24 protein-coding genes and 1 riboswitch are annotated in these 24,472 nt (G+C 36.3%); of the genes, 15 read left to right on the top strand and 9 right to left on the bottom strand.

Going from position 1 to position 24,472, the window contains the following annotated elements:
* Positions 1–82 precede the first annotated feature (82 nt).
* Positions 83–1,066: an SPFH domain-containing protein gene (locus BQ2683_RS03205; protein ID WP_069988000.1), complete on the bottom strand. Its 984-nt coding sequence runs from the start codon at positions 1,064–1,066 to the stop codon at positions 83–85.
* A gap of 102 nt (positions 1,067–1,168) precedes the next feature.
* Complete coding sequence (locus BQ2683_RS03200) at positions 1,169–1,639, bottom strand: NfeD family protein (protein ID WP_069987320.1); 471 nt, start codon at positions 1,637–1,639, stop codon at positions 1,169–1,171.
* A gap of 476 nt (positions 1,640–2,115) precedes the next feature.
* Between BQ2683_RS03200 and BQ2683_RS03195 the strand changes: the two genes are divergently transcribed.
* Positions 2,116–4,395, top strand: a complete 2,280-nt coding sequence (locus BQ2683_RS03195) for a SpoIIE family protein phosphatase (RefSeq protein ID WP_069987319.1) — start codon at positions 2,116–2,118, stop codon at positions 4,393–4,395.
* A gap of 52 nt (positions 4,396–4,447) precedes the next feature.
* On the opposite strand, the gene BQ2683_RS03190 is transcribed toward BQ2683_RS03195, so the two are convergent.
* The 4 genes from BQ2683_RS03190 to BQ2683_RS03175 all read right to left on the bottom strand — a co-directional run bounded on the left by BQ2683_RS03190 (position 4,448) and on the right by BQ2683_RS03175 (position 7,959).
* On the bottom strand, positions 4,448–5,104 hold the full coding sequence (locus BQ2683_RS03190; protein WP_069987318.1) for an HAD family hydrolase: 657 nt from the start codon (positions 5,102–5,104) through the stop codon (positions 4,448–4,450).
* Between the two features lie 212 nt (positions 5,105–5,316).
* Complete coding sequence (locus BQ2683_RS03185) at positions 5,317–5,670, bottom strand: type II toxin-antitoxin system PemK/MazF family toxin (RefSeq protein WP_069987317.1); 354 nt, start codon at positions 5,668–5,670, stop codon at positions 5,317–5,319.
* Between the two features lie 344 nt (positions 5,671–6,014).
* A complete protein-coding gene (locus BQ2683_RS03180; RefSeq protein ID WP_069987316.1) occupies positions 6,015–6,347 on the bottom strand; it encodes an LPS biosynthesis protein in 333 nt (110 codons plus the stop codon).
* Between the two features lie 100 nt (positions 6,348–6,447).
* Positions 6,448–7,959 (bottom strand): 4Fe-4S dicluster domain-containing protein, encoded by a 1,512-nt coding sequence (locus BQ2683_RS03175; protein WP_069987315.1) that lies wholly within the window; start codon positions 7,957–7,959, stop codon positions 6,448–6,450.
* 353 nt (positions 7,960–8,312) lie between these two features.
* A riboswitch (TPP riboswitch) is annotated at positions 8,313–8,419 on the top strand.
* Positions 8,420–8,497: 78 nt separating this feature from the next.
* On the opposite strand from BQ2683_RS03175, the gene thiW reads away from it, so the two are divergent.
* The 4 genes from thiW to thiD are packed head-to-tail and all read left to right on the top strand — an operon-like array spanning position 8,498 to position 11,294.
* Positions 8,498–9,016 carry an energy coupling factor transporter S component ThiW gene (gene thiW, locus BQ2683_RS03170; protein ID WP_069987998.1) on the top strand — a complete coding sequence of 173 codons (519 nt, stop codon included), beginning with the start codon at positions 8,498–8,500 and terminating at the stop codon, positions 9,014–9,016.
* 22 nt (positions 9,017–9,038) lie between these two features.
* Positions 9,039–9,869 (top strand): hydroxyethylthiazole kinase, encoded by an 831-nt coding sequence (thiM, locus tag BQ2683_RS03165; protein WP_069987314.1) that lies wholly within the window; start codon positions 9,039–9,041, stop codon positions 9,867–9,869.
* On the top strand, positions 9,850–10,491 hold the full coding sequence (thiE, locus tag BQ2683_RS03160; protein WP_069987313.1) for a thiamine phosphate synthase: 642 nt from the start codon (positions 9,850–9,852) through the stop codon (positions 10,489–10,491). The genes thiM and thiE overlap by 20 nt, the downstream gene beginning before the upstream one ends.
* 23 nt (positions 10,492–10,514) lie before the next feature.
* A complete protein-coding gene (gene thiD / locus BQ2683_RS03155) occupies positions 10,515–11,294 on the top strand; it encodes a bifunctional hydroxymethylpyrimidine kinase/phosphomethylpyrimidine kinase (RefSeq protein ID WP_069987312.1) in 780 nt (259 codons plus the stop codon).
* A gap of 66 nt (positions 11,295–11,360) precedes the next feature.
* On the opposite strand, the gene BQ2683_RS03150 is transcribed toward thiD, so the two are convergent.
* On the bottom strand, positions 11,361–11,660 hold the full coding sequence (locus BQ2683_RS03150; RefSeq protein ID WP_069987311.1) for a hypothetical protein: 300 nt from the start codon (positions 11,658–11,660) through the stop codon (positions 11,361–11,363).
* Positions 11,661–11,999: 339 nt separating this feature from the next.
* On the opposite strand from BQ2683_RS03150, the gene BQ2683_RS03145 reads away from it, so the two are divergent.
* From BQ2683_RS03145 to BQ2683_RS03135, 3 genes are all read left to right on the top strand, one after another.
* Positions 12,000–12,641: a phosphoribosyltransferase gene (locus tag BQ2683_RS03145; RefSeq protein WP_069987310.1), complete on the top strand. Its 642-nt coding sequence runs from the start codon at positions 12,000–12,002 to the stop codon at positions 12,639–12,641.
* 178 nt (positions 12,642–12,819) lie between these two features.
* Complete coding sequence (locus BQ2683_RS03140; protein WP_069987309.1) at positions 12,820–12,984, top strand: DUF1540 domain-containing protein; 165 nt, start codon at positions 12,820–12,822, stop codon at positions 12,982–12,984.
* Between the two features lie 334 nt (positions 12,985–13,318).
* Positions 13,319–14,197 carry an MYG1 family protein gene (locus BQ2683_RS03135; protein WP_235843881.1) on the top strand — a complete coding sequence of 293 codons (879 nt, stop codon included), beginning with the start codon at positions 13,319–13,321 and terminating at the stop codon, positions 14,195–14,197.
* A 79-nt stretch (positions 14,198–14,276) separates the two neighbouring features.
* Here the strand turns inward: BQ2683_RS03135 and BQ2683_RS03130 are convergent, their stop codons facing one another.
* Both BQ2683_RS03130 and BQ2683_RS03125 read right to left on the bottom strand, forming a co-directional pair.
* Entirely contained in the window at positions 14,277–15,851 is a 1,575-nt protein-coding gene (locus BQ2683_RS03130) for a Na+/H+ antiporter NhaC family protein (protein WP_069987308.1), read from the bottom strand.
* Positions 15,852–16,173: 322 nt separating this feature from the next.
* On the bottom strand, positions 16,174–17,031 hold the full coding sequence (locus BQ2683_RS03125) for a helix-turn-helix domain-containing protein (RefSeq protein ID WP_069987307.1): 858 nt from the start codon (positions 17,029–17,031) through the stop codon (positions 16,174–16,176).
* A gap of 338 nt (positions 17,032–17,369) precedes the next feature.
* Here BQ2683_RS03125 and BQ2683_RS03120 point away from each other — a divergent pair, with 338 nt between their 5' ends.
* The 7 genes from BQ2683_RS03120 (at position 17,370) to BQ2683_RS13340 (ending at position 24,139) form a co-directional block, all read left to right on the top strand.
* Complete coding sequence (locus tag BQ2683_RS03120) at positions 17,370–18,881, top strand: sugar ABC transporter ATP-binding protein (protein WP_069987306.1); 1,512 nt, start codon at positions 17,370–17,372, stop codon at positions 18,879–18,881.
* Between the two features lie 3 nt (positions 18,882–18,884).
* Positions 18,885–19,910: an ABC transporter permease gene (locus tag BQ2683_RS03115; RefSeq protein WP_083256348.1), complete on the top strand. Its 1,026-nt coding sequence runs from the start codon at positions 18,885–18,887 to the stop codon at positions 19,908–19,910.
* On the top strand, positions 19,907–21,145 hold the full coding sequence (locus BQ2683_RS03110; RefSeq protein WP_069987305.1) for an ABC transporter permease: 1,239 nt from the start codon (positions 19,907–19,909) through the stop codon (positions 21,143–21,145). The genes BQ2683_RS03115 and BQ2683_RS03110 overlap by 4 nt, the downstream gene beginning before the upstream one ends.
* A gap of 121 nt (positions 21,146–21,266) precedes the next feature.
* Positions 21,267–22,463: a substrate-binding domain-containing protein gene (locus BQ2683_RS03105; protein ID WP_069987304.1), complete on the top strand. Its 1,197-nt coding sequence runs from the start codon at positions 21,267–21,269 to the stop codon at positions 22,461–22,463.
* A gap of 335 nt (positions 22,464–22,798) precedes the next feature.
* Positions 22,799–23,500: an AzlC family ABC transporter permease gene (locus BQ2683_RS03100; protein WP_069987303.1), complete on the top strand. Its 702-nt coding sequence runs from the start codon at positions 22,799–22,801 to the stop codon at positions 23,498–23,500.
* Positions 23,491–23,823 carry a branched-chain amino acid transporter permease gene (locus BQ2683_RS03095; RefSeq protein ID WP_069987302.1) on the top strand — a complete coding sequence of 111 codons (333 nt, stop codon included), beginning with the start codon at positions 23,491–23,493 and terminating at the stop codon, positions 23,821–23,823. Before BQ2683_RS03100 ends, BQ2683_RS03095 begins: the two co-directional genes overlap by 10 nt.
* A 163-nt stretch (positions 23,824–23,986) precedes the next feature.
* Positions 23,987–24,139 (top strand): hypothetical protein, encoded by a 153-nt coding sequence (locus BQ2683_RS13340; protein ID WP_159427346.1) that lies wholly within the window; start codon positions 23,987–23,989, stop codon positions 24,137–24,139.
* The last annotated feature ends 333 nt before the right edge of the window (positions 24,140–24,472 follow it).

Raw genomic sequence — 24,472 nt, 5'->3', positions numbered from 1 at the left:
ATGAATGAGAATCTACTTTAAGAAAATAAATAAGAACAAAAAGCTGTCCTAAAAAGGACAGCTTTTTGTTCTTTATCTGATGTCATTGTGGTTTATCTATCTCTGGTTGGTCTTTGTCTGTCATTACCTCTTTAAAGGTTGTGGCCAAACCTGCCAATGATTGCAATTCACTTGGAATAATAATTTTAGTTGCTTTTCCATCAGCAGCTTTTGTAAAGGCTTCTAATGCCTTTAAGGTTAAAACTTGGTCAGAAGGATTGGATTCAGACAATACACGTAAACTTTGTGCCAGTGCGTTTTGTACCATTTCAATTGCTTGTGCCTGACCTTCTGCTTCACGGATGCTTTGTTCTTTTACAGCTTCCGCATGTAAAATTAAAGCTTGTTTTTCAGCCTGCGCACGCAATACCTCAGATTCTTTTTGAGCTTCTGCTCGTAAAATCTGGGATTGTTTTTCCCCTTCTGCTACAAGGATCTCACTTTTTTTACGTCCTTCTGCCTGTAAGATAGATTCACGGCGTTCCCGTTCCGCTTTCATCTGTTTTTCCATTGCGTCTTGAATCTCGCGTGGTGGAATAATATTCTTTAATTCCACACGGTTTACCTTGATTCCCCATTTATCCGAAGCAACATCCAAAATAGAAGTAATTTTGCTGTTGATGATATCACGGGAGGTTAATGTATGGTCTAATTCCATTTCACCAATAATATTACGTAAAGTAGTCGCTGTCAAATTTTCAATTGCAGAAATTGGATGCTCTACGCCGTAAGTATAAAGTTTTGCATCGGTAATTTGAAAAAATACCACAGTGTCAATCTGCATTGTAACATTATCTTTTGTGATAACAGGCTGTGGTGGAAAATCAATTACATGTTCTTTCATGGAGACTTTGGCTCGCACTTTATCCAAAAATGGAATTTTAAAATGCAAACCAGTGACCCATGTAGAATGGTATGCGCCTAAACGTTCCATTACAAATACTTTTGCTTGCGGAACAATTTTAATACAGGAAACTAAAATAATCAATAAAATAATAACAATTGCTAATACAATCAATACACTCATAGGAATTGGCATAATATCATTCTCCTTTTTATTATTGTGTTATATTCTCAATATCTACAATGAAAAGCTCACTCTATCCAAACCATCAGGATCCATTAACTTTTATTGGTTTTCTGGCTGTTGGTTTTCATAATCTTCTGGCATCGCTACATGTACAATTAGTTTTACTCCTTCAATACGCCGTACTACTACGTTTGTTCCAACTTCCAGATGGGTGCCATCTATACTGCGGGCACTCCAATCCTGTCCATCTATTTGAACTCGTCCTTGTTCCTTAAAATTATCGACAGGTTCTAAAATATAACCAATTTTTCCAATTAAACGGTCGGCATTGGTAGGCTCTATTTTTTTGTTTAACAGTCGTTTTGCCAATGGCCTTGTTGCCAACAACGCTAAAATGGAAATTAAAATAAAAATGACAATTTGTAACCATAGTGGTAAGCCAAAAATAGCGGCAACAAAAGCAACTAAGCTACCTAAGGCAAACCAGATGGATACAAGTTGTGGGGTTAATGCTTCAATAATTGCGAATACAACAAAAGCGATACCCCATACGATTAAATATGTAACCATAAAAAAACCTCTTTAAAATTTACAAAATCAATCAATTCTATTTTTACCAAATTGTATCATAATACTCCTCTATAAATGAATTAAGATTAGCATAGAGAATCAATACTCTTTTTCATTTGTAAGATAGTAAATGAAATAGAATAGAATTTGTTTTATAAACCATTGTATTGTTAATGGACATAAACAAAATAGTGTTTCATTTATTTTTTATATTAGTTATTATAACAAATTTAAAGCAAAATAACAATTACAAAACTATAACAAATTATTGAGATTCATGACAACAATAGTAACTATCCATCGAATCTTACGAATCAACAATATTTTCCAATAAAAGTTTTTATAATAGGGGGTAATAGTAACATACTCCTTGATAAAACAGGCAATCTACTCCTTGTATACTCTATTTTATGTGTCAACTATCTTTAAAATTCCTGTTATTTATCTAGGGGAAGTAAAAAATAATGGAGGTTATTATGAAAAGCAGTTCAATCATCAAAACCCGCTCCCTTGATTTGCTGCAAGGCTGCGCTGTTGGATTTTTATCGGCGCTATTATCCAACGCGAGGGTATTAGGGTCGTTTTCCCCCTTTGGGATATCTTTTGCAGCAGCTACCCCAAAAGAGTACAGCCTTTTTGCTTTAGCTGGTAGTGCTTGTGGCTATGTGATCTTCGGTGGGATTACCGATAATAGCAGCTATATTGCAGCGCTATTGTTGGTAACTATTTTTAAATTTTTTATTCATTTAAAAGGACATACAGCAGAAACGGATTCGGTTATCCAAGGTGCCATTGCTTCCGTTTCTTTGTTGACGACAACTGTTATTTCCATTGTATTACATCCTGTTTCTACCATTACCATTTTGCTAAAAGGATCTGAAGTCTTATTATGTGGCAGTATGGCCTTTATGGTGAGTATGGTTGTGCATTCGTTATCATCACCTTCCCACGAATACAGATTTGTGGAAAAAGCCAGTTTCGCTATTTTATGTACGATTACCTTCCTTTCTCTTGCCCCTTTGGAACTATGGAACTTTCGGATAGCCAGAATTATAGGGATTATCTGTATCTGTATTGGCATGTACTGGATTGGCTATGCTGGTGGTGTGTTAGTAGCCATTTTATTTACGATTGCAATGACACTTTATGATACTAACTTAGCGGTTAGTTCTGGCTGTTTAATTGTAGCGGCATTTATTGGAGGAGTATTCCGTCCATTAGGAAAGATTGCTCAGGTTACGATGTTCATTGCTTCTGCTACGTTTTCTGCGGTAGTGTTGGGGGTAGAACAGGTTACAACATTGGATATGGTAGAGGTTTTATTGGGTTCCGCAGTGTTTTTCTTTTTTCCTGACAACATTTTGGACCGTTTATTCACGAAAGAAAAAATTCCAAAAGTACATCGTACCCATACGGATGGTATGACCTCAAAGTTGGAGTTTGTTGCGGACAGCTTAACAGACCTACAACATTCTATCGAAAAAGTTTCTAATCATATGGAAGCAGCAGCGGAAAATGATATTTTTCATATTTATACGAAAACGTCTGAAAGGGTTTGTAAAAACTGCGGGTTAAATACGTTTTGTTGGGGAGCGGCTTATGGGGATATGACACATGCTTTAAATAATCTAACAAAATTATTGCGTACCAAAGGTAAGGTAGAGAAGGATACAGCCCCCTTTTTCTTTCAGCAAAAGTGCTGCCAACCAGAAGAATTTTTGCAAGAGATCAATTTGGACTATAAAGAATTTTTGGCAAAGGAGGCAGCTACACGCCGGGTAGTAGAAGCACGTTTAATGGCGATTAACCAGTTAGAAGGGATATCCGGTATGCTTTGTGAAATGAGCAAGGAACTATCCGATATAATTGCCAACGACCCAAAAGCTAATTTAGTAGTACAGGAGGCATTTCAGGAAATTGGCTGTCAGCCAAAAGAAATCCATTGTTATTATGATAAATATGACCGACTGTACTGTGATATTTATTTGGCACAACGTCCAGATGATTTCCATTTAGAACAGATTAGTGAACAATTAACGGAACATCTAAACCGTGAAATGGAACTCCCCAGTGTAGTATCTTCCGATTTATCCACAAAAGTATCTTATTTTGAGCGGGCAAACTTTCGGGTGGATTTTCATGCTTCTCAAATTTCAAACAACAATAATCGCTATTGTGGGGATAGCTTTGAGTATTTTATGGACAGTAAAGGATTTGCCCATATTATTTTAAGCGATGGAATGGGAAGTGGAGCCAGGGCCGCTGTGGACAGTACTATGACCTGTTCCATCGCGCGCAAATTGCTGCAAACAGGGTTTGGATTTGATGCCACGTTCCAATTGGTTAATCTGGCTTTTCTGGTAAAATCTAGGGAAGAATCTTTGGCAACCTTGGATGTATGCACCATCGATTTATATACAGGGATGGCGGAATTTGCAAAATCCGGTGCGGCAAGTTCTTTTGTGATGAGGAATGGGAAGGTAGTACGGATCGAGTGTTCCAGTTTACCAATTGGGATTTTGCAGGGGATCCAATATGACAAAGAGGAAATGAAGCTCAATCGTGGTGACTTGGTTGTTATGGTTTCGGATGGGGCATTAGCATCCGGTGAAGATTGGATTTCCTCTGAATTAGAACTGTATTCTCAATTATCCTCCAGGGAAATTTCCCAAAAACTATGCGCGGAGGCACAACGCCGTAGGATTGATGGCCATTCTGACGATATTACTGTAGTTGCAATCCGATTAAAAAAATAGGGAAGAAGATGAAAAAACACCCCTTCCTGGTTCTAGGGAGGGGAGAAGTCAGTTAAATTTGATCCAGTAATTCCTGTAGTTCTAAAATAGTTTCAACTTGATAAGTAGCGCCTGCTTGGGATAACTCGCCAGGTTGCGCATAACCGTATCCAACTCCAATCGAGTTTAAGCCGCATTTCTGTGCCCCCAGGATATCATAGCAACGGTCGCCAACCATAATAGCTTGTTTGAATTGCTCTGGGTTTAATTGTAGCTGTTTTAATGTTTCCTGAATAACATCCTCTTTTTTACTGAGAGTTCCATCCAATGTACTTCCCACAATAACAGAAAAATATTTTGTCAAATCAAAATGGTCTAAAATCTGCTCCGTAAAAATTTGTGGTTTGGAAGTTGCGATCGCTAAAGTTTTGCCTTGATTTAACAAATGCTGTAACAACTCTGGAATTCCATCATACAGTTTATTTTCAAAAATACCCTGATTTTTAAAACGCTCTCGGTATTTCTGGGTAGCAATGGATGCCTGTTCTTCGGTAAAATGGTAATATTGTTGGAACCCATCCATCAAAGGAGGTCCAATAAAAACAGTCAGCTGTTCTAAATCCGGCTGATCAATACCAAAATGCTGCAACCCATATTGGACGCATTTAGTAATCCCTTCTTTGGGGTCTGTTAAAGTGCCGTCCAAATCAAATAAAATGGTTTGATACATGTAAAAACCTCCTTATATCAATTATCAACAGTATAGCATACTTCCTATCGAGAAACAATATTTTTACTAGAGGGCTCAGAAGAAAATTTTAATCCATAGAAAAAAACAGGATTGATATCAATCCTGTTTTTTTTCATAGAATAATACTACGAATTCCCAAAGGAACAAAAAAGAGTTATTGTATTTAGGAACAATAACTCTTTTTAGGGGAATTATGTAGCATTCCCCAAACCAAAACTAACGGATAATGCGTTGTTTACATTGTTCATACTGCTGGCATCCAGTTCCCCTGTTTTTTCTTTTAAACGGCGTTTATCAATGGTGCGGATTTGTTCCAGCAATACAATGGAATCTTTTGCTAAGCCGCATTTTGACGCATTTAGTTCAATATGGGTGGGCAGATTTGTTTTATCTTTTTGGCTGGTAATGGCGGCTGCAATTACAGTAGGGCTATATCGGTTCCCAACATCATTTTGCACAATCAAAACCGGACGAATCCCGCCTTGTTCTGAGCCAACGACAGGGCTTAGGTCAGCGTAATAAATTTCTCCCCTTTTTACAGACATTGATGTTCACTCCTATTAAAAAATTCTTGCATAAATAGTTTTGCCAATTTGCTGTGAAATAATCAATCCAACGAAAAAAGGGGAGTGTTTTTCGCATTAGCATCTGTCTTATTTTATGAATTCATATTGGAAAAGGTGACGGAAGAATTTGATCGATTCCATTCAAATAAAAGCAGTCCATTTAATGGTAAATTCTTTTTCTAATTTGATAATATTGGAATCATCTTTCATTTGTTCAGTACTTTGCGTTTTAGGTAAAAGTAGTTCTTAGGCAAGGATAATAAATTTTTTGGCTGATACAAACCTTTTTAATTTTTTTGAAAAGACACAAAATAATGTTACAGTTATTGAAATTCTTTTCTTAGTATTTCATGAGGAGGTTCAATTTCATTTGCAATGGTATGTTCTGTTAACTCAGATAGCAATTTTAGTTTTTTATTAATAATAGGGCGCATACAATTTGGGACATGTTCCTGGTGTGCCCGATGGATCGCTACACATTCCTTACAGTTTCCATGATAACGGCATGCCTTTTTACAGGGGCAATGATCTTTATTTTGATATTCTTCCCGAAACGCAGCGGCAAATTCTTCTTGAAGCTGAAGCCCTTGTTGCCGGTTTCCTCGGTGGAATTGTTCCATAGCGTCTATTTCTTTCTGATTTCCTTCAATTTTCATATCATAGCTCCTTTATTTTAAATGATATTTCAGGATAAAGTTAATACACATATGCTCAAAAAAGAAGAAAGAGGGATAGTTACTATCCCTCTTTCTTGCATTAATCTAAGTGTTTTAATTTATGTGCGTATTTGCTATCCAAAGCATTTTGTTGTTCTGCTTGAGATTTGTATTTTGCTACAGCAGCAGTGGATTTTGCTACTGGTTGAAGGGTTCCCGCACCAGCAACACATCCGCCTGGGCAACCCATTCCTTCTAACAGGAATCCATTGCGTTTTCCTGCTTTTGCTAAGGTAAGCATTTTCTTACAGTTTTCCAAACCTTCTGCGTAGTCTACCTGTACTTCCCGATCAGGATCTATTTTTTTGATTGCTTCTACAACAGCGTTTGCAACACCACCACTTACAGCGAAGCCACGACCTGCACCTGTACCTTCATTCAATGGTTCATTGCCTTCCAGCAGGTTGAAATCAATATTCTTCGCTTCAAACATCCCCATAATTTCTTCAAAAGTCAATACAAAGTCAACATCACTGCGGATACTTCTTCTGGATGCTTCTAGTTTTTTTGCGGAACATGGGCCAACAAATACCACTTTACAATCTGGATGTTCTTTTTTGATTAAACGTGCGGTCAGTACCATTGGAGTTAATGCCATGGAGATATAAGGCGCAAATTCTGGGAAGAGTTTTTTTGCCATAACAGACCAGGAAGGACAACAGGAAGTTGCCATAAATGGCTGTTCTTCTGGAACTTTCTTCAAGAAATCTTCTGCTTCTTCAATCGTACAAAGGTCAGCGCCAACAGCTACTTCTACTACATCGGCAAATCCCAGGTGGCGCATTGCGTCTTTGATTTTTTCAGGAGTTGCTTTTGGACCAAATTGTCCTAAAAATGCTGGGGCAACAGCGGCAATCACCTGGTCACCTTTTTTGATAGATTGGATTAACTGGAAGATTTGGCCTTTATCCGAGATAGCACCAAATGGACAGTTTACAATACACATACCGCAGGATACACACAAATCATAATTAATTTGTGCACGGCCGTGTTCATCTGAGCCAATTGCGTTCATTCCACACGCTTTTGCGCAAGGACGTTCCATTTTTTGAATAGCACCATAAGGACAGACGGTTCTACAACGTCCACATTTAATACATTTTTCTTGGTCAATTACGGATTTTCCATGTGCGTCAAAGCTAATTGCCCCTTTTGGACAGACTTCGGAACATGGATGTGCTAAACATCCCTGGCATAAATTTGTCACTTCAAATTTCTTTTCCGGGCATTTGTTGCATGCAAAAGAGATAATATTTACCAGTGGAGGGTCATAATATTTTTCCGCAATTGCACTTTCAAAGATACCATCAGAGATTGGTTTGTTTTCATCTACTGGACGCAGTGGTAAACCAATACATAAACGCAGACGTTCCCCTACAATCGCACGTTCCAGGAAGATACTTTCACGGTAAGTAGCAATTTCGCCTGGAATAATTTTGTATGGCAGTTCTTCAATTTTTTTTGCGTAGTCTCCGCCTTCATAAGCCATACGGGCTACTTCGGTAAATACTTTACGGCGGATATCAGTTACAGATGTATAAATACCTCTCATGAAACAATTCTCCTTTTGCCTGTTAGTTTGTTTTTCATCGGCCAAAAATTGAGGACAATTTGCGCACAACAAGACCATTATCTATTATAGATAATACCATTTTTCTACCTTATTTTTCAATTGATTATCTTCCTAAAGATTGTCCTGTATCCATAGAAAATAATAAGAAAAATACACAAAAAATTTGCTGATTTTTCTTGTGTTATCACAAAATAAAATGCAATAAGCCAAAATATTCAATATTTTTTTGTGATAATTGCAGAATTTAGAATAATTTTTTTGGTGTTTTATCAATTTAGCATTTTTATTGACAAATAAAAAAACCAGTGCTACAATAAATTTAAAAATAAATAGAATATAAGCCGGGGAGCTTGTGATAGCAGGCTGAGAGGAAGTCATCAACTTCGACCCATAACCTGATTTGGATAATGCCAACGTAGGGATGTTGCGGAATGATAAAATTGCGGAATATGCTGGTGGCATATTCCGTTTTTTGTTTGTCTGGATCGGATCGGCTGTGTTCAAAAGGAGTGTTTTTATGAATTATCAAATTAAAAAACTAACAACTGCGGCTGTATTGATTGCGTTAGGGGTAGTCTGTTCCGCATTTTACATCCCGGTAGGCGCGTCAAAATGCTTTCCAGTACAGCATGTTGTCAATGTAATTGCAGGGGTAACACTGGGACCTGCCTATGGATTTGGCATGGCATTTGCCACTTCGTTAATCCGTGTTTTATTAGGAACAGGAAGTTTACTTGCTTTTCCAGGTAGCATGGTAGGTGCCTTGCTTTGTGGGATATTGTATCAGTATTTTGGTAAAAAGCTTTATTTGGCCTATATTGGGGAAGTATTTGGCACTGGTATTTTAGGTGCTTTGGTAGCTTATCCAGTAGCTACCCTAATCATGGGGCAAGAAGCAGCGGTATTTGCTTATGTAGTACCATTTTTGGTAAGCACAGCGGGAGGAGCTACCATGGCTTTTGTATTATTATGTGCTTTAAAAAGGGCAAAAGTGTTAGAACGTGTGCAAGTTTCCCTTGGTACAGCAAAACAATAAATAGAGTAGGAAGGTGCGAAATATGCTAGAAGGAATCATCCAAAACGTACGGGAACGGATTCCCTTAATCCACTGTATTACCAATTATGTAACAGTAAATGATGTAGCCAATATATTACTGGCATGTGGAGGCTCCCCGATTATGGCGGATGACCAGCAGGAGGTAGAAGAGATTACTTCTATTTGCGCTGGATTGGATATTAATATCGGAACATTGAATTCCAGAACAATTTCCTCCATGCTTTTGGCAGGAAAACAGGCAAATCGGTTGGGACACATTACTGTATTGGACCCAGTAGGAGCCGGTGCTTCCCAATTGAGGACGAACACAGCAAAATCTTTATTAGAAGAAGTAAAATTTACTGTTATCCGTGGAAATAGTTCTGAAATCAAGACGATTGCGGCGGGAAAAGGCAATACCCAAGGGGTAGACGCCAATGAATTAGACGCTATTACCGAACAAAATCTCCCGCAAGCGGTTGAATTTGCCACGAAGCTGAGTGAAAGTACAGGGTCTACCATCGCCATTACTGGGGCGATTGATTTGGTATGTGATACCACCCAGGCCTATGTCATCCGGAATGGACATCCTGTGATGTCTAAAATTACTGGTACAGGATGTATGTTAACAGGGATGATCGCGGCTTATTGTGCGGCGAATTCAGATAGGGTTACCGAGGCAACTGTTGCTGCGATTGCGGCAATGGGGTTGTGTGGAGAATTGGCTTATCAAAAAATATGTGAAACCAATGGTGGGACTTCTAGTTTCCGCACCTATCTAATCGACGCCATGAGTAAAATGGAAGATGATATCCTGAAAGGAGGGGCGAAAATTGAAGTTTACACCAGATGATTTATTATTATATGCGGTTACTGACCGAAGTTGGTTAGGGGACCATGATTTGGTGGACCAGGTAGAAGAAACTATTTTAGCGGGGACGACAATCGTCCAATTGCGGGAGAAAGAATTGTCGGATAAAGATTTCCTAGCAGAAGCAGTCAAGATTCAATCCGTTTGCCAGAAACATAATATCCCGTTTATCATCAATGATAATCTGGAAGTTGCGATTGCTTGTGGCGCTGACGGCATCCATGTAGGGCAATCTGACCTGGCGGCAAACCAGGTACGGGAACGCCTTGGGAAAGATAAAATTATTGGTGTATCAGCCCAAACAGTGGAGCAGGCTATACTTGCAGAACAAATGGGGGCGAATTATTTAGGGGTTGGAGCTGTGTTTTCTACCTCTACCAAATTGGATGCCAGTGATGTTTCGTTTGATACCTTAAAGCAAATCTGCAAGGCGGTATCCATCCCGGTTGTTGCCATTGGAGGAATCAATGCCCATAATCTGTTGCAATTATCTGGAAGCGGAGTCAATGGAGTTGCAGTTGTTTCCGCTATTTTCGCCCAAAACGATATTTCGAAAGCCACAAGAGAACTGCGTCAATTGGCGGAAAAAATGGTAAAAGCATAATCTTTGTATGCAAGGAGGGCGTGATGAAAAAAATATTAACAATTGCTGGGTCCGATTGTAGTGGAGGCGCGGGGATACAGGCGGATTTAAAGACGATTACAGTACATAAACAATACGGAATGAGTGTAATCACTGCAGTTACAGCGCAAAACACATTAGGCGTTGTTTCTGTGTGGGAATGTCCTGTGGAAATAGTATCTCAACAGTTGGACTGTATTTTCCAGGATATCACACCGGACGCAGTGAAAATTGGGATGATTCCAAATCATGAAATCGCCCATGTTGTAGCCAAAAAATTAGTACAATACCATACAAGAAACCTAGTAATAGACCCTGTTATGGTTTCTACCAGCGGGAAAGCTTTGATGACCCAGCAGACAATACAGGTTTGTAAACAGGAATTATTTCCATTGGCAAAGCTGGTTACTCCTAACCTTCCGGAGGCGGAATACTTACTGGATACCGAAATCACAACCAGGAAGGAGATGGAAGAAGCAGCAGAAAGATTACATCATCAATTTGGTTCCGCAATCCTGTTAAAAGGAGGACACCTAGATGGGGACGCAGATGATCTGCTATACGATAGGGGGTACCATTGGTTTCATACCAATAGAATAAATAATCCAAATAATCACGGTACAGGCTGCACCTTATCTTCCGCTATTGCCTGCGGGCTGTCAGAAGGGATTGATTTGCAAAATAGCATTAAAAAGGCAAAACAATACTTGACCGGCACACTGTCCTCCAAGTTAAATTTAGGGCATGGAAACGGGCCATTAGACCATATGTATCCAATAAAATAGCAAAACAGGCAGAGAAATCCCTCTGCCTGTTTCTATTATGATAAGAACACCGTCTAGATTTTAAGATTATTCCCATATAATTGTATCTACTATTGTTTGGAATTCTTCTACTCCAATTTGGTCTTGGTATTTTGTTACAAAACCATTTTGTTCTTGGCAGGTAAGCGCTAATCCATTTGGAGAATTCCACAATACAAAACATGGCTGGCAGCTATTGCAATCTAATAATTCAGGGGGAACAGTATAATCATTGTGTGGATTGTACTGTTTTTCTTTTGAGATTTTAATCACCTGAGAAAACTCAATATTTTCTGGCAATTTTTCTTCCATTGTTCCACGTTCTGTTTGTACCATTTTACTGTTCATTACTTCAACCTCCCTGTGTGATTTTATCTAATTTTATTATCTTCCAAATTGGAAAAAAGATCAAGCAAAAAAAGAAAAAATATTTAACAATAATTCGTGAAGAAAATATAGCAAATTGACAAATAAATTTAAATAATAGTATATTCAACCATAATAGTACAGAATGTATTTTTATGGTTGTTTACACGCCCTTTAATTTTGTAGGATCACAAAAAATAATTTTTTATATTTGTACAAATAATATAAATTATATAATAAATGATTGAAAAATATAGAAAGGAATGATATAATAAATAAAATAAATTTTTTCTTTATTACATGATTAAGGAGGCTTTGACTATGAATAAACAGGCAATTGAAATTAAATCTAGTATCCATGGAGATGTCATTATTTCCGCCATACCAGGACATTTTGTAACCAGCCATTCCCACATCAATTATTATATTGATATTACTAGGGTAAAGCACGACCATAATATGGCTAGAAATGCAGCCTTAAACTTTGCTGATTACTATTCCAGTACAACTTTAGTGGATACGATTATTTGTATGGATGGCAGTGAAGTAATTGGTAGCTTTTTGGCACGTGAACTGACCAAAACCTCCTATATGCAGATGAATTCCAGTAGTACAATTTATGTAGTAACACCAGAATTTAATACCAATGGTCAGATGATCTTCCGCGATAATATCCAAGATATGATTGCGGGAAAGAGAATATTGCTGCTAATCGCTTCGATTACAACTGGTAAAACAGCAAAACGTTCTTTGGAATGTTTGGATTATTATGGCGGTAATGTGATTGGAATTTCTGCTATTTTTAGCACAATGGATGAAGTACAAGATATTCCAGTAAAAAGTATTTTTCAAAAAGAAGATATTCCAGATTATCAAACCTACTCCTTCCGGGATTGCCCATTCTGTAAGGAAAACCATAAAATTGATGCTTTGGCTAATAGCTATGGTTACTCCAAAATTTAAAATTGAAAAATCCGTTTTATGGATTTATTAGCTGTATTCCTTGGTCGGTTTTACCTTTATGCAGTAAAATATCACTAGTTTTTTCATAAAATGGAGTATGTTGTTCGTTTTCAGTAAGGTATATCTTTTTGGATTTTGTCCATACTAAAGATACCATTCTGAAAAGGAGGCGCAACAAATGGATTGTCAAGCAAACCACAGCATCGGGTGTACAGTAGACCAATGTAAACACCATTGTTCCACTGAACCATATTGTAGTTTAAACAAAATTACAGTTGGTACCCACGAAACAAATCCAACGATGGTAGAATGTACTGACTGCCAGTCTTTTGAAAAAAAATAAAAATTCACGAAAAATATCCCGGTATTTTAGAATACCGGGATATTTTTTGTTTTCTTTTCGATTTTATTCCATCTAAAATAAATGATATACAAGTCTCTTAATTTTAAAGAAGCAAATCAATTACGGAAAGAAGATCATGGCTAGAGTATTTATTGTAAGATATGTTTTTAGAATAATCTTTTATTTCCCTTTTTATTAAAAAAGGTTTATTTTCTATGATTTTATTTATTCTTTCTTCAACTAGATTTTTAGTTGAAAAAACTGTTTTAGTATTTTATAATAGTTACATCAATGATACTACATAATAACAAAAATCGAATTGGGGAAAAGATTTATGATAAAAATACCAAACCAAGTGATTACCCACGCAGGAAAATTCCATGCAGATGATGTTTTTTCTACTGCGTTATTGCAAATAATAAATCCCAATATTACAGTAACACGGGTATTTTCTGTTCCAGAAGATACAGATGCACTGATTTATGATATTGGATGGGGTAAATTTGACCATCATCAAAAAGATGCTGAAATTCGGGAAAATGGGGTTCCATTTGCAGCTTTTGGACTATTATGGCGCGAATTTGGAAAACAAGTATTAGAACAGGGTTGTACACCAGAGCAGGCAGAACAGGAACAACAACGTTTTGACGAGAATTTTATACAGCCATTGGATTTAGAGGATAATACAGGTTGTGGTCATCCTTTAGCGGACGCAATAGGTTTGTTTAACCCATCTTGGGATTCAAGTGAAAATCCAGATGATTGCTTTGTAGAAGCAGTACAGTTTGCTAAGACGATTTTACAGCATAAAATAGATTCGATTTTTAGTATATATCGAGCCAAATTATTGGTGGAATCCGCATTGAAAGAGGCACAAAACCATATTGTGATTTTATCAAGGTTTGCTCCTTGGAGATTGTATTTGGTAGGAAGTGATGCGGAGTTTGTGGTGTACCCTTCCCAACGAGGTGGATATAATGCGCAAACAGTACCGATATCAAATGATTCCAATATCAGTAAATTCGATTTTCCGGAGGAATGGGCTGGAAAGCCGGATCAAGAATTAAAACAGCTTAGCGGAATTTCTACCTTGCGTTTTTGCCATAATAACCGTTTTTTAGTAGCGACGGAAACATTAGAAGACGCGGTAAAAGCCTGTTTATGGACACAAAAGCATGAGCAGCCAAATTCGATAGAACAAGATTCTATCTAATAAAATGAAAAAAGGGAGCTTTTTGCTCCCTTTTTCCATTTTAACGATACTATTTACTCTAAAATTAAACGGTGGATATCTAATTTTTTAAAGATTTATCAGACTGCTGCGCTTTGAGTTGTGCAATCTGTTTGGAAGAAAACCGATGCAACAGAATAACTGCGATGATTAAAAGGAGAAGTGAACTTCCTAAGGAAAGAAATACATTTGCTTTACTAAATCCAGCGATTAAATATCCAATTAGACAACAACATGCTACAGTAATAGCGTATGGAAGCTGAGTAGAAACATGTTGGATATGTTTACAGCCGGCCCCTGTGGAGGAAAGGATCGTGGTATCCGAAATAGGGGAGCAGTGATCACCAAAAACACTTCCAGCCAGTGTTGCAGATAATGAAACTACCATTAAATCTGGAGCAATCGAACTACAAATTGGTACTATAATAGGAATCAAGATTCCAAATGTACCCCACGCAGTTCCCATAGCAAAAGATAAAAAAGCTGCAACAAGAAATACTACTGCTGGTATTAATGCAGATGGTATGGAACTAGCTGCTACCAAATCCTTTACAAAATCCCCTGTCATCAATAAATCCTGGCAGACCCCACTAATGGTCCAAGCTAAAATTAATACAATAAAAGCGGGTACCATGGATTTTACACCTTTTGTAATCCCTTCCATAAAATTTTGGAAAGAAATAATTTTTCTGGGAATAAATAAAAGAAAAGCTACAATTAACGCACCAAACGCACCGATTACTAATGCTTCTGATGCATTACAATTCCCGAATGCCGCAGGAATAGAATGTAACGCAGAATCTCCACTCCAATAACCACCATTATATAGCATTGCGAAAACAGAAAAAATAATTAAAGCCAATACTGGAATTAACATGTCCCAAACGCGCCCTTTTGTAGAAACAGGGTATTCTTCTTCCAAATTATTGTCTACCACACCTGTATCTTCCTGCTGCGCAGCAAATTCAGCTTTTGCCATAGAACCAAAATCTAGATTAAACAGACATACCATTACAATCATAATTAAACTAAGAATTGCGTATAAATTATAAGGAATTGTCGCTACAAAAGCGGCCAAGTCACTTTCAAATTCTCCTGTAATGCGCAGATTGGAACCAACAGCTACTGCCCAGCTGGAAATGGGTGCGATAATACAAATTGGACCGGCAGTAGCATCAATAATATAAGCTAACTTAGCGCGAGAAATGCCGTGTTTGTCAGTTAATGGTCGCATTACAGTACCAACAGTTAAGCAGTTAAAATAATCGTCAATAAAGATACAAGCACCCAGTAGCGCAGTAGCTAGTAAAGAGGAACGTTTGGATTTTAATTTTTTACTAGCCCATTGCCCATAAGCACGGCTACCTCCTGCCATACCAATAACTACCACCAATGCACCTAACAACCCTAAAAATAACAGGATTTGTACATCCATGCGGTTAGCCATAAGCTTAAAAGTTGTTTCCACAGTTCCTACTACAGGATTTCCTCCACTGTGGAGTACATAGATAAAACTTCCAGAAAGGATGCCAATTAGTAAAGAAGAAATAACCTCTTTGGTGATAAGCGCCAGAATAATTGCGATAATTGGAGGTAAGATAGAGAGCCATCCTACAGAAATCGCTTGAAATTCCATGAAATCCTCCTCAATTAAGTCTTTATATTTCTTAATACATCAATACGTTACAAATTATTCATATTATACCAGAACTATAAAGTAGATTCAATTCTATTTGAGCAATTTTTCTTGTTTTTACTGTTATTATTTATATTAATATCAAATTAATTTTAAAATCAAGAAAATTTATACTATTTTGTAATAAATTTGTAGCAAACTTGTTATTATAAATTAGTGATTTTGACGTGACAAACGAAAATAAATATGCTATAATAAAAAAGCGGTAAATATAATTATAAAACAAGCCCTTTTCTGTTAAGTAAGAAAAGAGCTTGAGTGATTAAAAGTTTTCCCTATATTCGCTCGGGGTCATCTGTGTGGAACGTTTAAAACAACGGATGTAAGTTAACGGGTTTTGAAACCCAACCGCTGCCGCTACTGCATTAATGGGAAGTTTAGAATAAGAGAGTAGTTCCTTAGATTTATTGACTCGGAATTCGTTTACATATTGATGAATTGTGATACCGGTGTGTTCTTTAAATAATTTGCAAAAATAGTATTTAGAAAACGCCATTTTGTTACAGATAGTATCAACAGATAAATCTTCATGATAATGTTTTGCAATATAATTCATTGCATTATTGATACTTGTTTCCTGGACAGGGATAATATTTTTGCTTTTTACAATATCGAATGAAATCTCATATAGTTCCATCATAATATTTTGGATAATAGTATTTACTTGAATGTTGGAAAGGTTAGAGTCATCAAAAGAAATTTTGGATAAATCAATAAAGTAATCCAGCACATGGTTCATAGGATTCATTCGGATAATATTGGATTTATCTCGGATAATATTATAGTAGAATTTTGCGTGGGATCCATTAATTACTATATAAAAATATTCCCATTTTTCTGCGCTTATGCCTTTGATGTCAAAAGGAGAGCTACAAGCGTTTATTAACAAATCATCAGCTGCAAGATATTTTGAATCTGTGTTAATATATAGCCCAGCTACGCCAGAGATGGTATACAGTAATAAAATATCCGAGTGGGAATATTCTACATCAACAGAGAACCGTTTCGCATTACTATATCCATATTTTTTGATATAAAAAGGAAATCTTTTTGTATGAGGAGTAATTGTATTTTCTACTGTTATATGCTCTGTTGGAAATTTTCGTTTTTGACTTACCATAAGAATCCCTTTCCTTTTCAGAGATGGTATTGTATTTTAAAAATCTGTGTATAAAAATAGATAAATTTGTATTTTGTTTCTAATAAGGAATTATTACATATTCCAAATAAAAAATCAAGTTGTTTTTAAAAATTCAAAAGTTCAATATTAGCATTATATACAAAATTCAGATAACAAATTAGTATAACAATATTAAAAGACAATGAAAAAGCAATTTTTGAATATAGAAAAGCAATATTTGATATTGAATTTAAGGCCATAACATTGTATTATTCAAACATGTTATTCAATTGAAAACAAACATTAAACAAAAAATTCATACTTGAGGGGGATTTTTCATGAACGATTACATACTCGAGTTGAAAGATGTTGTGAAAACCTTTGGCGGTGTTACAGCGCTGAAAGGGGTTCATTTCCAGTTGAAGAAAGGTGAAGTACATGCACTGATGGGTGAAAACGGTGCTGGTAAATCTACTTTTATTAAAGTAATTACTGGTGTTCATCAACCTGATAGTGGTACTATGCTGTTAGAAGGAGAGAAAATTACCCTCCGTTCTACTGCCGATTCTCAAAAACTGGGTATTGCTGCGATTTACCAGCATGTAACGTCTTTCCCAGATCTGTCCGTAACAGAAAACATTTTTATGGGACAGGAAATCATGACCAAACTCCATACTTATGACTGGAGAGCCATGAGAAAACGTGCAAGAGAGTTAATGGCACCTTTGAACCCAGATATTGATGTTACTAAACCAATGGGTACATTGAGTGTTGCTCAACAGCAGTTAGTTGAAATTGCAAAGGCTTTGTCCCGTGATGCTCGTATCTTGATCATGGACGAACCTACTGCTTCTTTGACAAAAAATGAATGTGAAGAGCTGTACAAAATCGTTGACAGATTACGTGACGAAGGCGTATCTATTATTTTTATTACCCATAAATTTGAAGATATGTATCGTTTGGCAACAACTGTTACAGTATTCCGTGACTCCCAATATATTGGTACTTGGGATGTTGATAAAATTTCCAATTCTAAACTGATTGCAGAAATGGTTGGACGTGAACTGGATCAGATGTATCCAACAAAAACTTCTAAACCAGGCGAAGTTGTATTGGAAGTTGATAACATTTCGAAAGAAGGATATTTCAAAAATGTATCCTTTAATGTAAAAAAAGGTGAAATTCTTGCATTGACAGGTCTGGTAGGTGCTGGTCGTACCGAAGTATGTCAATCAATTTTTGGCGTTATGCCTCCTGACAAAGGTTCTATTAAACTGAATGGTCAAGAAGTAAAAATTAACAGCCCTAAAAAAGCATTAAAATTAGGCGTTGGTTTGTTGCCAGAAGACAGACAGATTCAAGGTTTGGTAAATGAAATTCCAATCTATGAAAACGTGTCTTCTGCAAATATGAATAAATTTGCTTCCATGGGTCTTTTAAATAATGATAAAGAAATGGATGCGGCAATTGAACTTTGTAACAAAATTCAATTAAAAGCAAAAGATATTGCAGATCCTCCATCTTCTCTGTCCGGTGGTAACCAACAGAAAGTAGTATTTGCAAAATTACTGAATGTAGACCTGAAAGTATTAATTTTGGATGAACCTACCAAAGGTATCGACGTTGGTGCAAAATACTCTATTTATGAAATTATGAATGAATTGGCCTCTAATGGTTACGCCATTATCATGGTTTCTTCCGAAATGCCTGAAGTTTTAGGTATGGCAGACCGTATTGTTGTAATGAATAGTGGTCGTGTAATTAAAACATTTGATGCTAAAGATGCAACCCAAGAAAAAATCTTGGAAGCTTCTTTAACAAAATCCCCAGACGCTGGAAAGGAGGCTTAAAACATGGCAACAAATAGTGTAAGCGCTCCTAAGAAAACGAGCGTATTCCAGAAAATTGCTAGATACCCATATTTAGGCTTAATTATCGGTTTGATTTTAATATTGGTAGTAGCATGGTTTTTAACTCCAAAGATGTTTACTTATGACGGCATTATTTCCATGTTTCGTAATAACTCAATTTATGCGATTTTAACCGCTGGTATGATGCTGGTTCTGATTACAGGTGGTATCGATTTGTCCGTTGCTTCTATTTTGGCAATGACAGGTATTTTTACCTCTAAACTGACCGCAACATTCCCTGATGTGCCAGGATTTGTATGGTTGATTGTTGGTTTACTAATTGGTGCGATTGCCGGATTGATTAATGGTCTTATGATTGGTAAATTGCGTATTATTCCATTTATCGCAACATTGGGTACGATGTATATCTATCGTGGCTTGGCCTTTGTAGTCAGTGGTGGTAAATGGTTCTTCCCACAGGTTTATGGTGAAAGCTATACTTGGTGGGCTACTGGTACCTTAATCCCAACCATTCCAAACTTAGTTTTAATTGTTGTAGTTGTATTGGTATTAGTTGGATTATTCTTAGGTTATACAAAATCCGGTAGACGTGTATATGCAATTGGTACTAGCAGAGAATCTTCTCATGTAGCAGGTATCAAAGATGGTAACGTTGAATTGATGGTATACACAATCAATGGTGCTTTATGTGGTATGGCTGGTATGCTGTACACAGCAAACTATGTTCTTGGCTACTATGGTATGGCTGATAGCTTTGAAATGACAGCAATTGCTATTTGTATTTTAGGTGGTGTAAGTATCACAGGTGGTAGAGGCCGTATGGATGGTGTTGTTATCTCTATCTTAATCATGAGTGTTATTTACAACTTTACAAGTATGTTGCCTGGCTTGAGTGTATGGCAGAAAGCAATTCAGGGTGCAATTATTATTGTGGCTGTATTTGTTAACGTTGCATCTGGAAAACTCTCCGATAAACGTGCATTGAAAGAGAGGGGGGCTTTAATATGAGTAACACAAACGTTACGCCATCAAGTAACTATAACAGAGACTTAAAGGTAAAAGAAGGATTTAAGCTTTCTAAATTTTTAGTAAAATGGGAAATGATCCTGGTTTACATTTTAATTGCAGTTAATATAGTTCTTTTAATCTCTAGACCAAGTTTATATAACTTAGAAACTTTACAATCTATTGTTACTTCTGGTATGGACTTATCCTTTATGGTATTAGGGATGGTACTCATTTTGATGTTAGGTGACATCGACGTATCCATTTCCTCTATCATGATTCTTTCCGGTATGACAATGGGATTGTTGTACCAGAGTGGTATGCCAGCAATAGTTGCTATTTTGGCTGGTGTTGTAGTAGGTGGATTGTGTGGTTTGTTTAATGGTTTCTTAGTTGGTAAGATTGGTATGCCAGCTGTAATCGTTACAATCGCAGGTCAATCTTTGTACCGTGGTATCGCTCAGATTATTTTGGGTGAAAACACATTAAAACAATTCCCAAAACTATTTACAGATTTGTATTGGAAAAATTTAGGTAATTTAATTCCATGGTCTTTAATCTGTTTCTTAATTGTAGGTGTTCTTTTCTGTATTCTCTTACATAAATCCACTTTTGGACGTAAACTGTACATGATGGGTAACAGCATGACAGCTTCCCATTATTCTGGCGTTAATGTTGCTGGCACTAGAATGGCAGTATTCACCATTATGGGTGTTATGACAGCGATTTCTGCAATGTTCTTCGTTGGGCACATGGGTGGCGGTTTAAGTTCCTCCATGGGTACAGGTTATGAATTGGATGTAATCGCTATCTGTGTATTAGGTGGTGTATCTACTGCTGGTGGTAAGGGTAAAATGTATGGTCCAATTATCGCGACTGTATTGATGGCATTCTTAAACTACACAACTGGTTTGATGGGTGCAGACTCTAACATCAAAAAAATCATTTCTGGTTCTATTATGATTATCGCAGTATTAATTCCAATGATCAATAGACGTTCTATTGCAAATGCAAAATTGAAATTAGTTTACCATAGCAATAAAAATATTGAAGCATTGAATATTAAAACTGCTGCTGAAATCAAAGAATTAAAAGCACAAGTTAAATCTGGTGCAATTACTTCCGCTGCAGCTCAACAACAGATTGCTACTTTGAAAGCAGAATGTAAAGCTACTTGTGACAAACTGTGGGCTGAACAGAAAGAAGATGCTGCAAAAGCCAAAGAAAGATTTAAATAGTTTAAAGTTTTGATTGGAAAGGTAACTGTTGAATCCAATAGTTACCTTGACAATAAACATCATATATAAGTAGCGACGACTACTAATATAAAACAATTAAATTTTATTGGAGGAAAAAACAATGAAAAAAGCATTAGCTCTTTTATTAGCAGCTACAATGACAGCTGGCGTATTAGCTGGTTGTGGTGGCAGTAACAATGATACTACCTCTGGTGGTGGCGGTTCTTCTACTACTGGCGGCGGTATGGAAGGCGCTCACGTATTTATGTTTAAATCTGCTGGTAACCACTTCGGTGAATTGATGTATGATGGTTTTGAAGCATATATCAAAGCACAGGGCGGTACAGCTCAAGAAAAATCTCCTGCACAACCAACTGTTGCTGATCAGGTTAAATTGATTGAAGAATGTGTTACTCAGAAAATCGCTTCTTTGACTATTTCCGCTAACAGTGATACTGGTTACGATGAAGTATTCAAAAAATGTGAAGAAGCTGGAATCAAAGTAGTATCTGTTGACTCCGAAATCGCTCCAGAATTCCGTATTACTCATATCAACCAAGCATCTTCCGCTGACGTTGGTGCATACCTGGTTAGATCTGCTACATTGATCGCTTTGGGTAAAGAATATTCTGAAGATATGGAAGAAGACGGTATGGAAGCTGCTGTTACAGAAGCTCTGTCTTCCTACTCTGGCGATGAACTGAAATTTGGTGTTCTCTCCGCTGCAGTTGATACTCCAGTACAGAACGGCTGGATCGCAGATATGGAAAAAGAATTGTCCAAAGATATGTACAAAGGTAAAGTAAGTGCTGAGTTGGATAAAAAATATGGTAACGATGACCCAACAATTTCTACTACACAAGCAAACGCTTTTGTATCTGAAAATAAAGTTGACGTTATCATTTCACCTACAACTGTAGGTATCTCCGCTGCTGGTGCTACATTGAGCACAGCTAACGTAGACATCAAATTGACAGGTTTAGGTCTGCCATCTGAAATGTCCAAATACTGCCCACAATCTAAAGATGACAATGCAAGCGAATTCGTTTGCCCATGGATGATGCTGTGGGATGTAGTTGATCAGGGCGCAATGGCTGCTGCTGCTGCATATGCTGCTGTTAAAGATGGTTACACCGGTGAAGAAGGTTCTACTTTTGTTAAAGCTGCATACTCTGTAGATATCAATGGTACAAAACTGGATTACGATGAAGTAACTTACACAACAGAAGCTGCTCCTTCTGGTGATGGAACAATTGCTACCTTGGGTGCACCAACAGTTTGGTGGAAAGGTAACATGGAAACATACAGCTTCCTGTAATAGATAAGTAATTTACACGACAGTTTGAACTTTGTATTTTTAAAGTTCGCTAAACTTATACAGTGTCGTCGCAGTATATTTGATTGAGGGGACTTGGTTTATAAACCAAGTCCCTTTCTTTTATCTAAAAAACTTCTAGTAAAGTGTCCGTAGCAGTATAGCTCTGTTAATGGATATATCATAAGAATAACTTAGATATTAGGATATAAAAACTGTAATTAATCTACTCAATAATTAAATAAATATGGTATGGTGTATTTATCACTCTTAAATTGACAGATTCCCTATTATTTTATATAATCAAAACAATTAGATTTTTTATTGGGGGATTTTTGATGGGAGCGAAAAAACGAGCTTTCAAAGCAGCAATACCATATACGTTGCCGATATGTGCGGGATTTGCTTTTTTAGGTATTTCTTATGGTGTTTTTATGTATACAAAAGGTTTTTCTTTTCTTTATCCTATGATAATGAGTATGACTATCTTTGCGGGATCTATGGAGTTTTTAACCGTTAATTTATTGACTACTGCTTTTGATCCACTTGCGGCTTTTTTACTAGCTTTGATGGTAAATGCTCGCCATTTGTTTTATGGAATTTCCATGTTAGATAAATACAAGGGGACTGGAAAAAAGAAGGTATATTTGATTTTTGGAATGTGTGATGAATCTTTTTCCATTAATTGTACTGCAAACCATCCAAAGGAGATCGACAAAGGATGGTTTATATTTTTTGTTACTTTATTAAACCATATTTATTGGGTAGTTGGTGCCACAATAGGAGGCTTAATCGGACCTTTTATTCATTTTAATACCCAGGGGTTAGATTTTGTTATGACAGCACTATTTATTGTTATATTTTTAGAACAATGGTTTTCGAAAAAAGGACATCTTCCTTCTTTGATTGGTGTCGGTCTATCTATTATTTGTTTGTTAATATTTGGAAAGGATAATTTTATTATCCCAGCAATGGTGTTGATCTTTTTGGTGTTAACTTTACTGCGTAGACCGTTAGAAAAAAAGGAGGAATTCATATGATCCTATCCCAACAAATTATTACAATAGCTGCAGTAGTTTTGGGTACTATGGTGACAAGATTTCTCCCTTTTATTCTTTTTCCAGCAAATAAACCTACCCCAAAATATATTCAATATTTAGGTAAAGTATTACCATATGCAGTAATTGGTCTATTAGTTGTCTACTGCTTTAAGTCACTTTCTATTACTACATATCCTTTTGGATTGCCTGAAGTAATTGGTGTTATTACTATTATTTTATTGCATTGGTGGAAAAGAAATATGTTGATCTCAATTGCTGGTGGAACGATTGTTTACATGTTAGCTGTACAGGGAATTTTTTAATAATATTTATATTTGAATAAATAAGATGCTTGCTCTATTATTTGTATTTTAATTACTATTTGAGCGAAATTATATTAGCAATATTTTATCTTTTTTAATGGTATATCCTGTCTGTATGGCAATTGATAACTGTCATATACTAATCAAGATAGGAGGTGATATTTTGTACCAGAATTTAAATGACCTTTTAATGAATGATAAAGAAGCAAAAGAATTTTATATGGGATTATCGGAGCCAGCACAAGGAGCCTTAGAAACCCATACTCACGAAATTCATTCGAAACAGGACCTTGTTAATTTTATCCAAAATATGTAATATAATAAAAGAATCTTCCTTATTTTATAGGAAGATTCTTTTTTATTTTATCTATAAAAAACCGTATAATACATATTTTTAAATGATAGGCTCTTACCAAAATTACAAAAAAGACATAGCATATTTACATAAAAAAGATAGTATTGTATTTTTATCTATAAAATCATCTAGTTGTTTATGCAGTTATACTAAATATTATCATAAAATATAGAATGATATTGCATTTTTTATTACACTGCGTTATACTATTGTTGTATTAAAATGTTTTTTAATATATGATAGATTGCAATGGGGTTTGTTGTCTATCATCTAAATTTTGATAAGGAGGAAAAG

Source organism: Massilioclostridium coli (genome assembly GCF_900095865.1).
Classification (GTDB): Bacteria; Bacillota; Clostridia; order Oscillospirales; family Ruminococcaceae; genus Massilioclostridium; species Massilioclostridium facile.
This window is presented reverse-complemented; position numbering and strand designations above follow the sequence as displayed.

Coding starts and splice junctions, on each gene's coding strand:
- BQ2683_RS03205 (WP_069988000.1), bottom strand. CDS start 1,066: ATGAGTGTATTGATTGTATTAGCAATTGTTATTATTTTATTGATTATT.
- BQ2683_RS03200 (WP_069987320.1), bottom strand. CDS start 1,639: ATGGTTACATATTTAATCGTATGGGGTATCGCTTTTGTTGTATTCGCA.
- BQ2683_RS03195 (WP_069987319.1), top strand. CDS start 2,116: ATGAAAAGCAGTTCAATCATCAAAACCCGCTCCCTTGATTTGCTGCAA.
- BQ2683_RS03190 (WP_069987318.1), bottom strand. CDS start 5,104: ATGTATCAAACCATTTTATTTGATTTGGACGGCACTTTAACAGACCCC.
- BQ2683_RS03185 (WP_069987317.1), bottom strand. CDS start 5,670: ATGTCTGTAAAAAGGGGAGAAATTTATTACGCTGACCTAAGCCCTGTC.
- BQ2683_RS03180 (WP_069987316.1), bottom strand. CDS start 6,347: ATGAAAATTGAAGGAAATCAGAAAGAAATAGACGCTATGGAACAATTC.
- BQ2683_RS03175 (WP_069987315.1), bottom strand. CDS start 7,959: ATGAGAGGTATTTATACATCTGTAACTGATATCCGCCGTAAAGTATTT.
- thiW (WP_069987998.1), top strand. CDS start 8,498: ATGAATTATCAAATTAAAAAACTAACAACTGCGGCTGTATTGATTGCG.
- thiM (WP_069987314.1), top strand. CDS start 9,039: ATGCTAGAAGGAATCATCCAAAACGTACGGGAACGGATTCCCTTAATC.
- thiD (WP_069987312.1), top strand. CDS start 10,515: ATGAAAAAAATATTAACAATTGCTGGGTCCGATTGTAGTGGAGGCGCG.
- BQ2683_RS03150 (WP_069987311.1), bottom strand. CDS start 11,660: ATGAACAGTAAAATGGTACAAACAGAACGTGGAACAATGGAAGAAAAA.
- BQ2683_RS03145 (WP_069987310.1), top strand. CDS start 12,000: ATGAATAAACAGGCAATTGAAATTAAATCTAGTATCCATGGAGATGTC.
- BQ2683_RS03140 (WP_069987309.1), top strand. CDS start 12,820: ATGGATTGTCAAGCAAACCACAGCATCGGGTGTACAGTAGACCAATGT.
- BQ2683_RS03135 (WP_235843881.1), top strand. CDS start 13,319: ATGATAAAAATACCAAACCAAGTGATTACCCACGCAGGAAAATTCCAT.
- BQ2683_RS03130 (WP_069987308.1), bottom strand. CDS start 15,851: ATGGAATTTCAAGCGATTTCTGTAGGATGGCTCTCTATCTTACCTCCA.
- BQ2683_RS03125 (WP_069987307.1), bottom strand. CDS start 17,031: ATGGTAAGTCAAAAACGAAAATTTCCAACAGAGCATATAACAGTAGAA.
- BQ2683_RS03120 (WP_069987306.1), top strand. CDS start 17,370: ATGAACGATTACATACTCGAGTTGAAAGATGTTGTGAAAACCTTTGGC.
- BQ2683_RS03115 (WP_083256348.1), top strand. CDS start 18,885: ATGGCAACAAATAGTGTAAGCGCTCCTAAGAAAACGAGCGTATTCCAG.
- BQ2683_RS03110 (WP_069987305.1), top strand. CDS start 19,907: ATGAGTAACACAAACGTTACGCCATCAAGTAACTATAACAGAGACTTA.
- BQ2683_RS03105 (WP_069987304.1), top strand. CDS start 21,267: ATGAAAAAAGCATTAGCTCTTTTATTAGCAGCTACAATGACAGCTGGC.
- BQ2683_RS03100 (WP_069987303.1), top strand. CDS start 22,799: ATGGGAGCGAAAAAACGAGCTTTCAAAGCAGCAATACCATATACGTTG.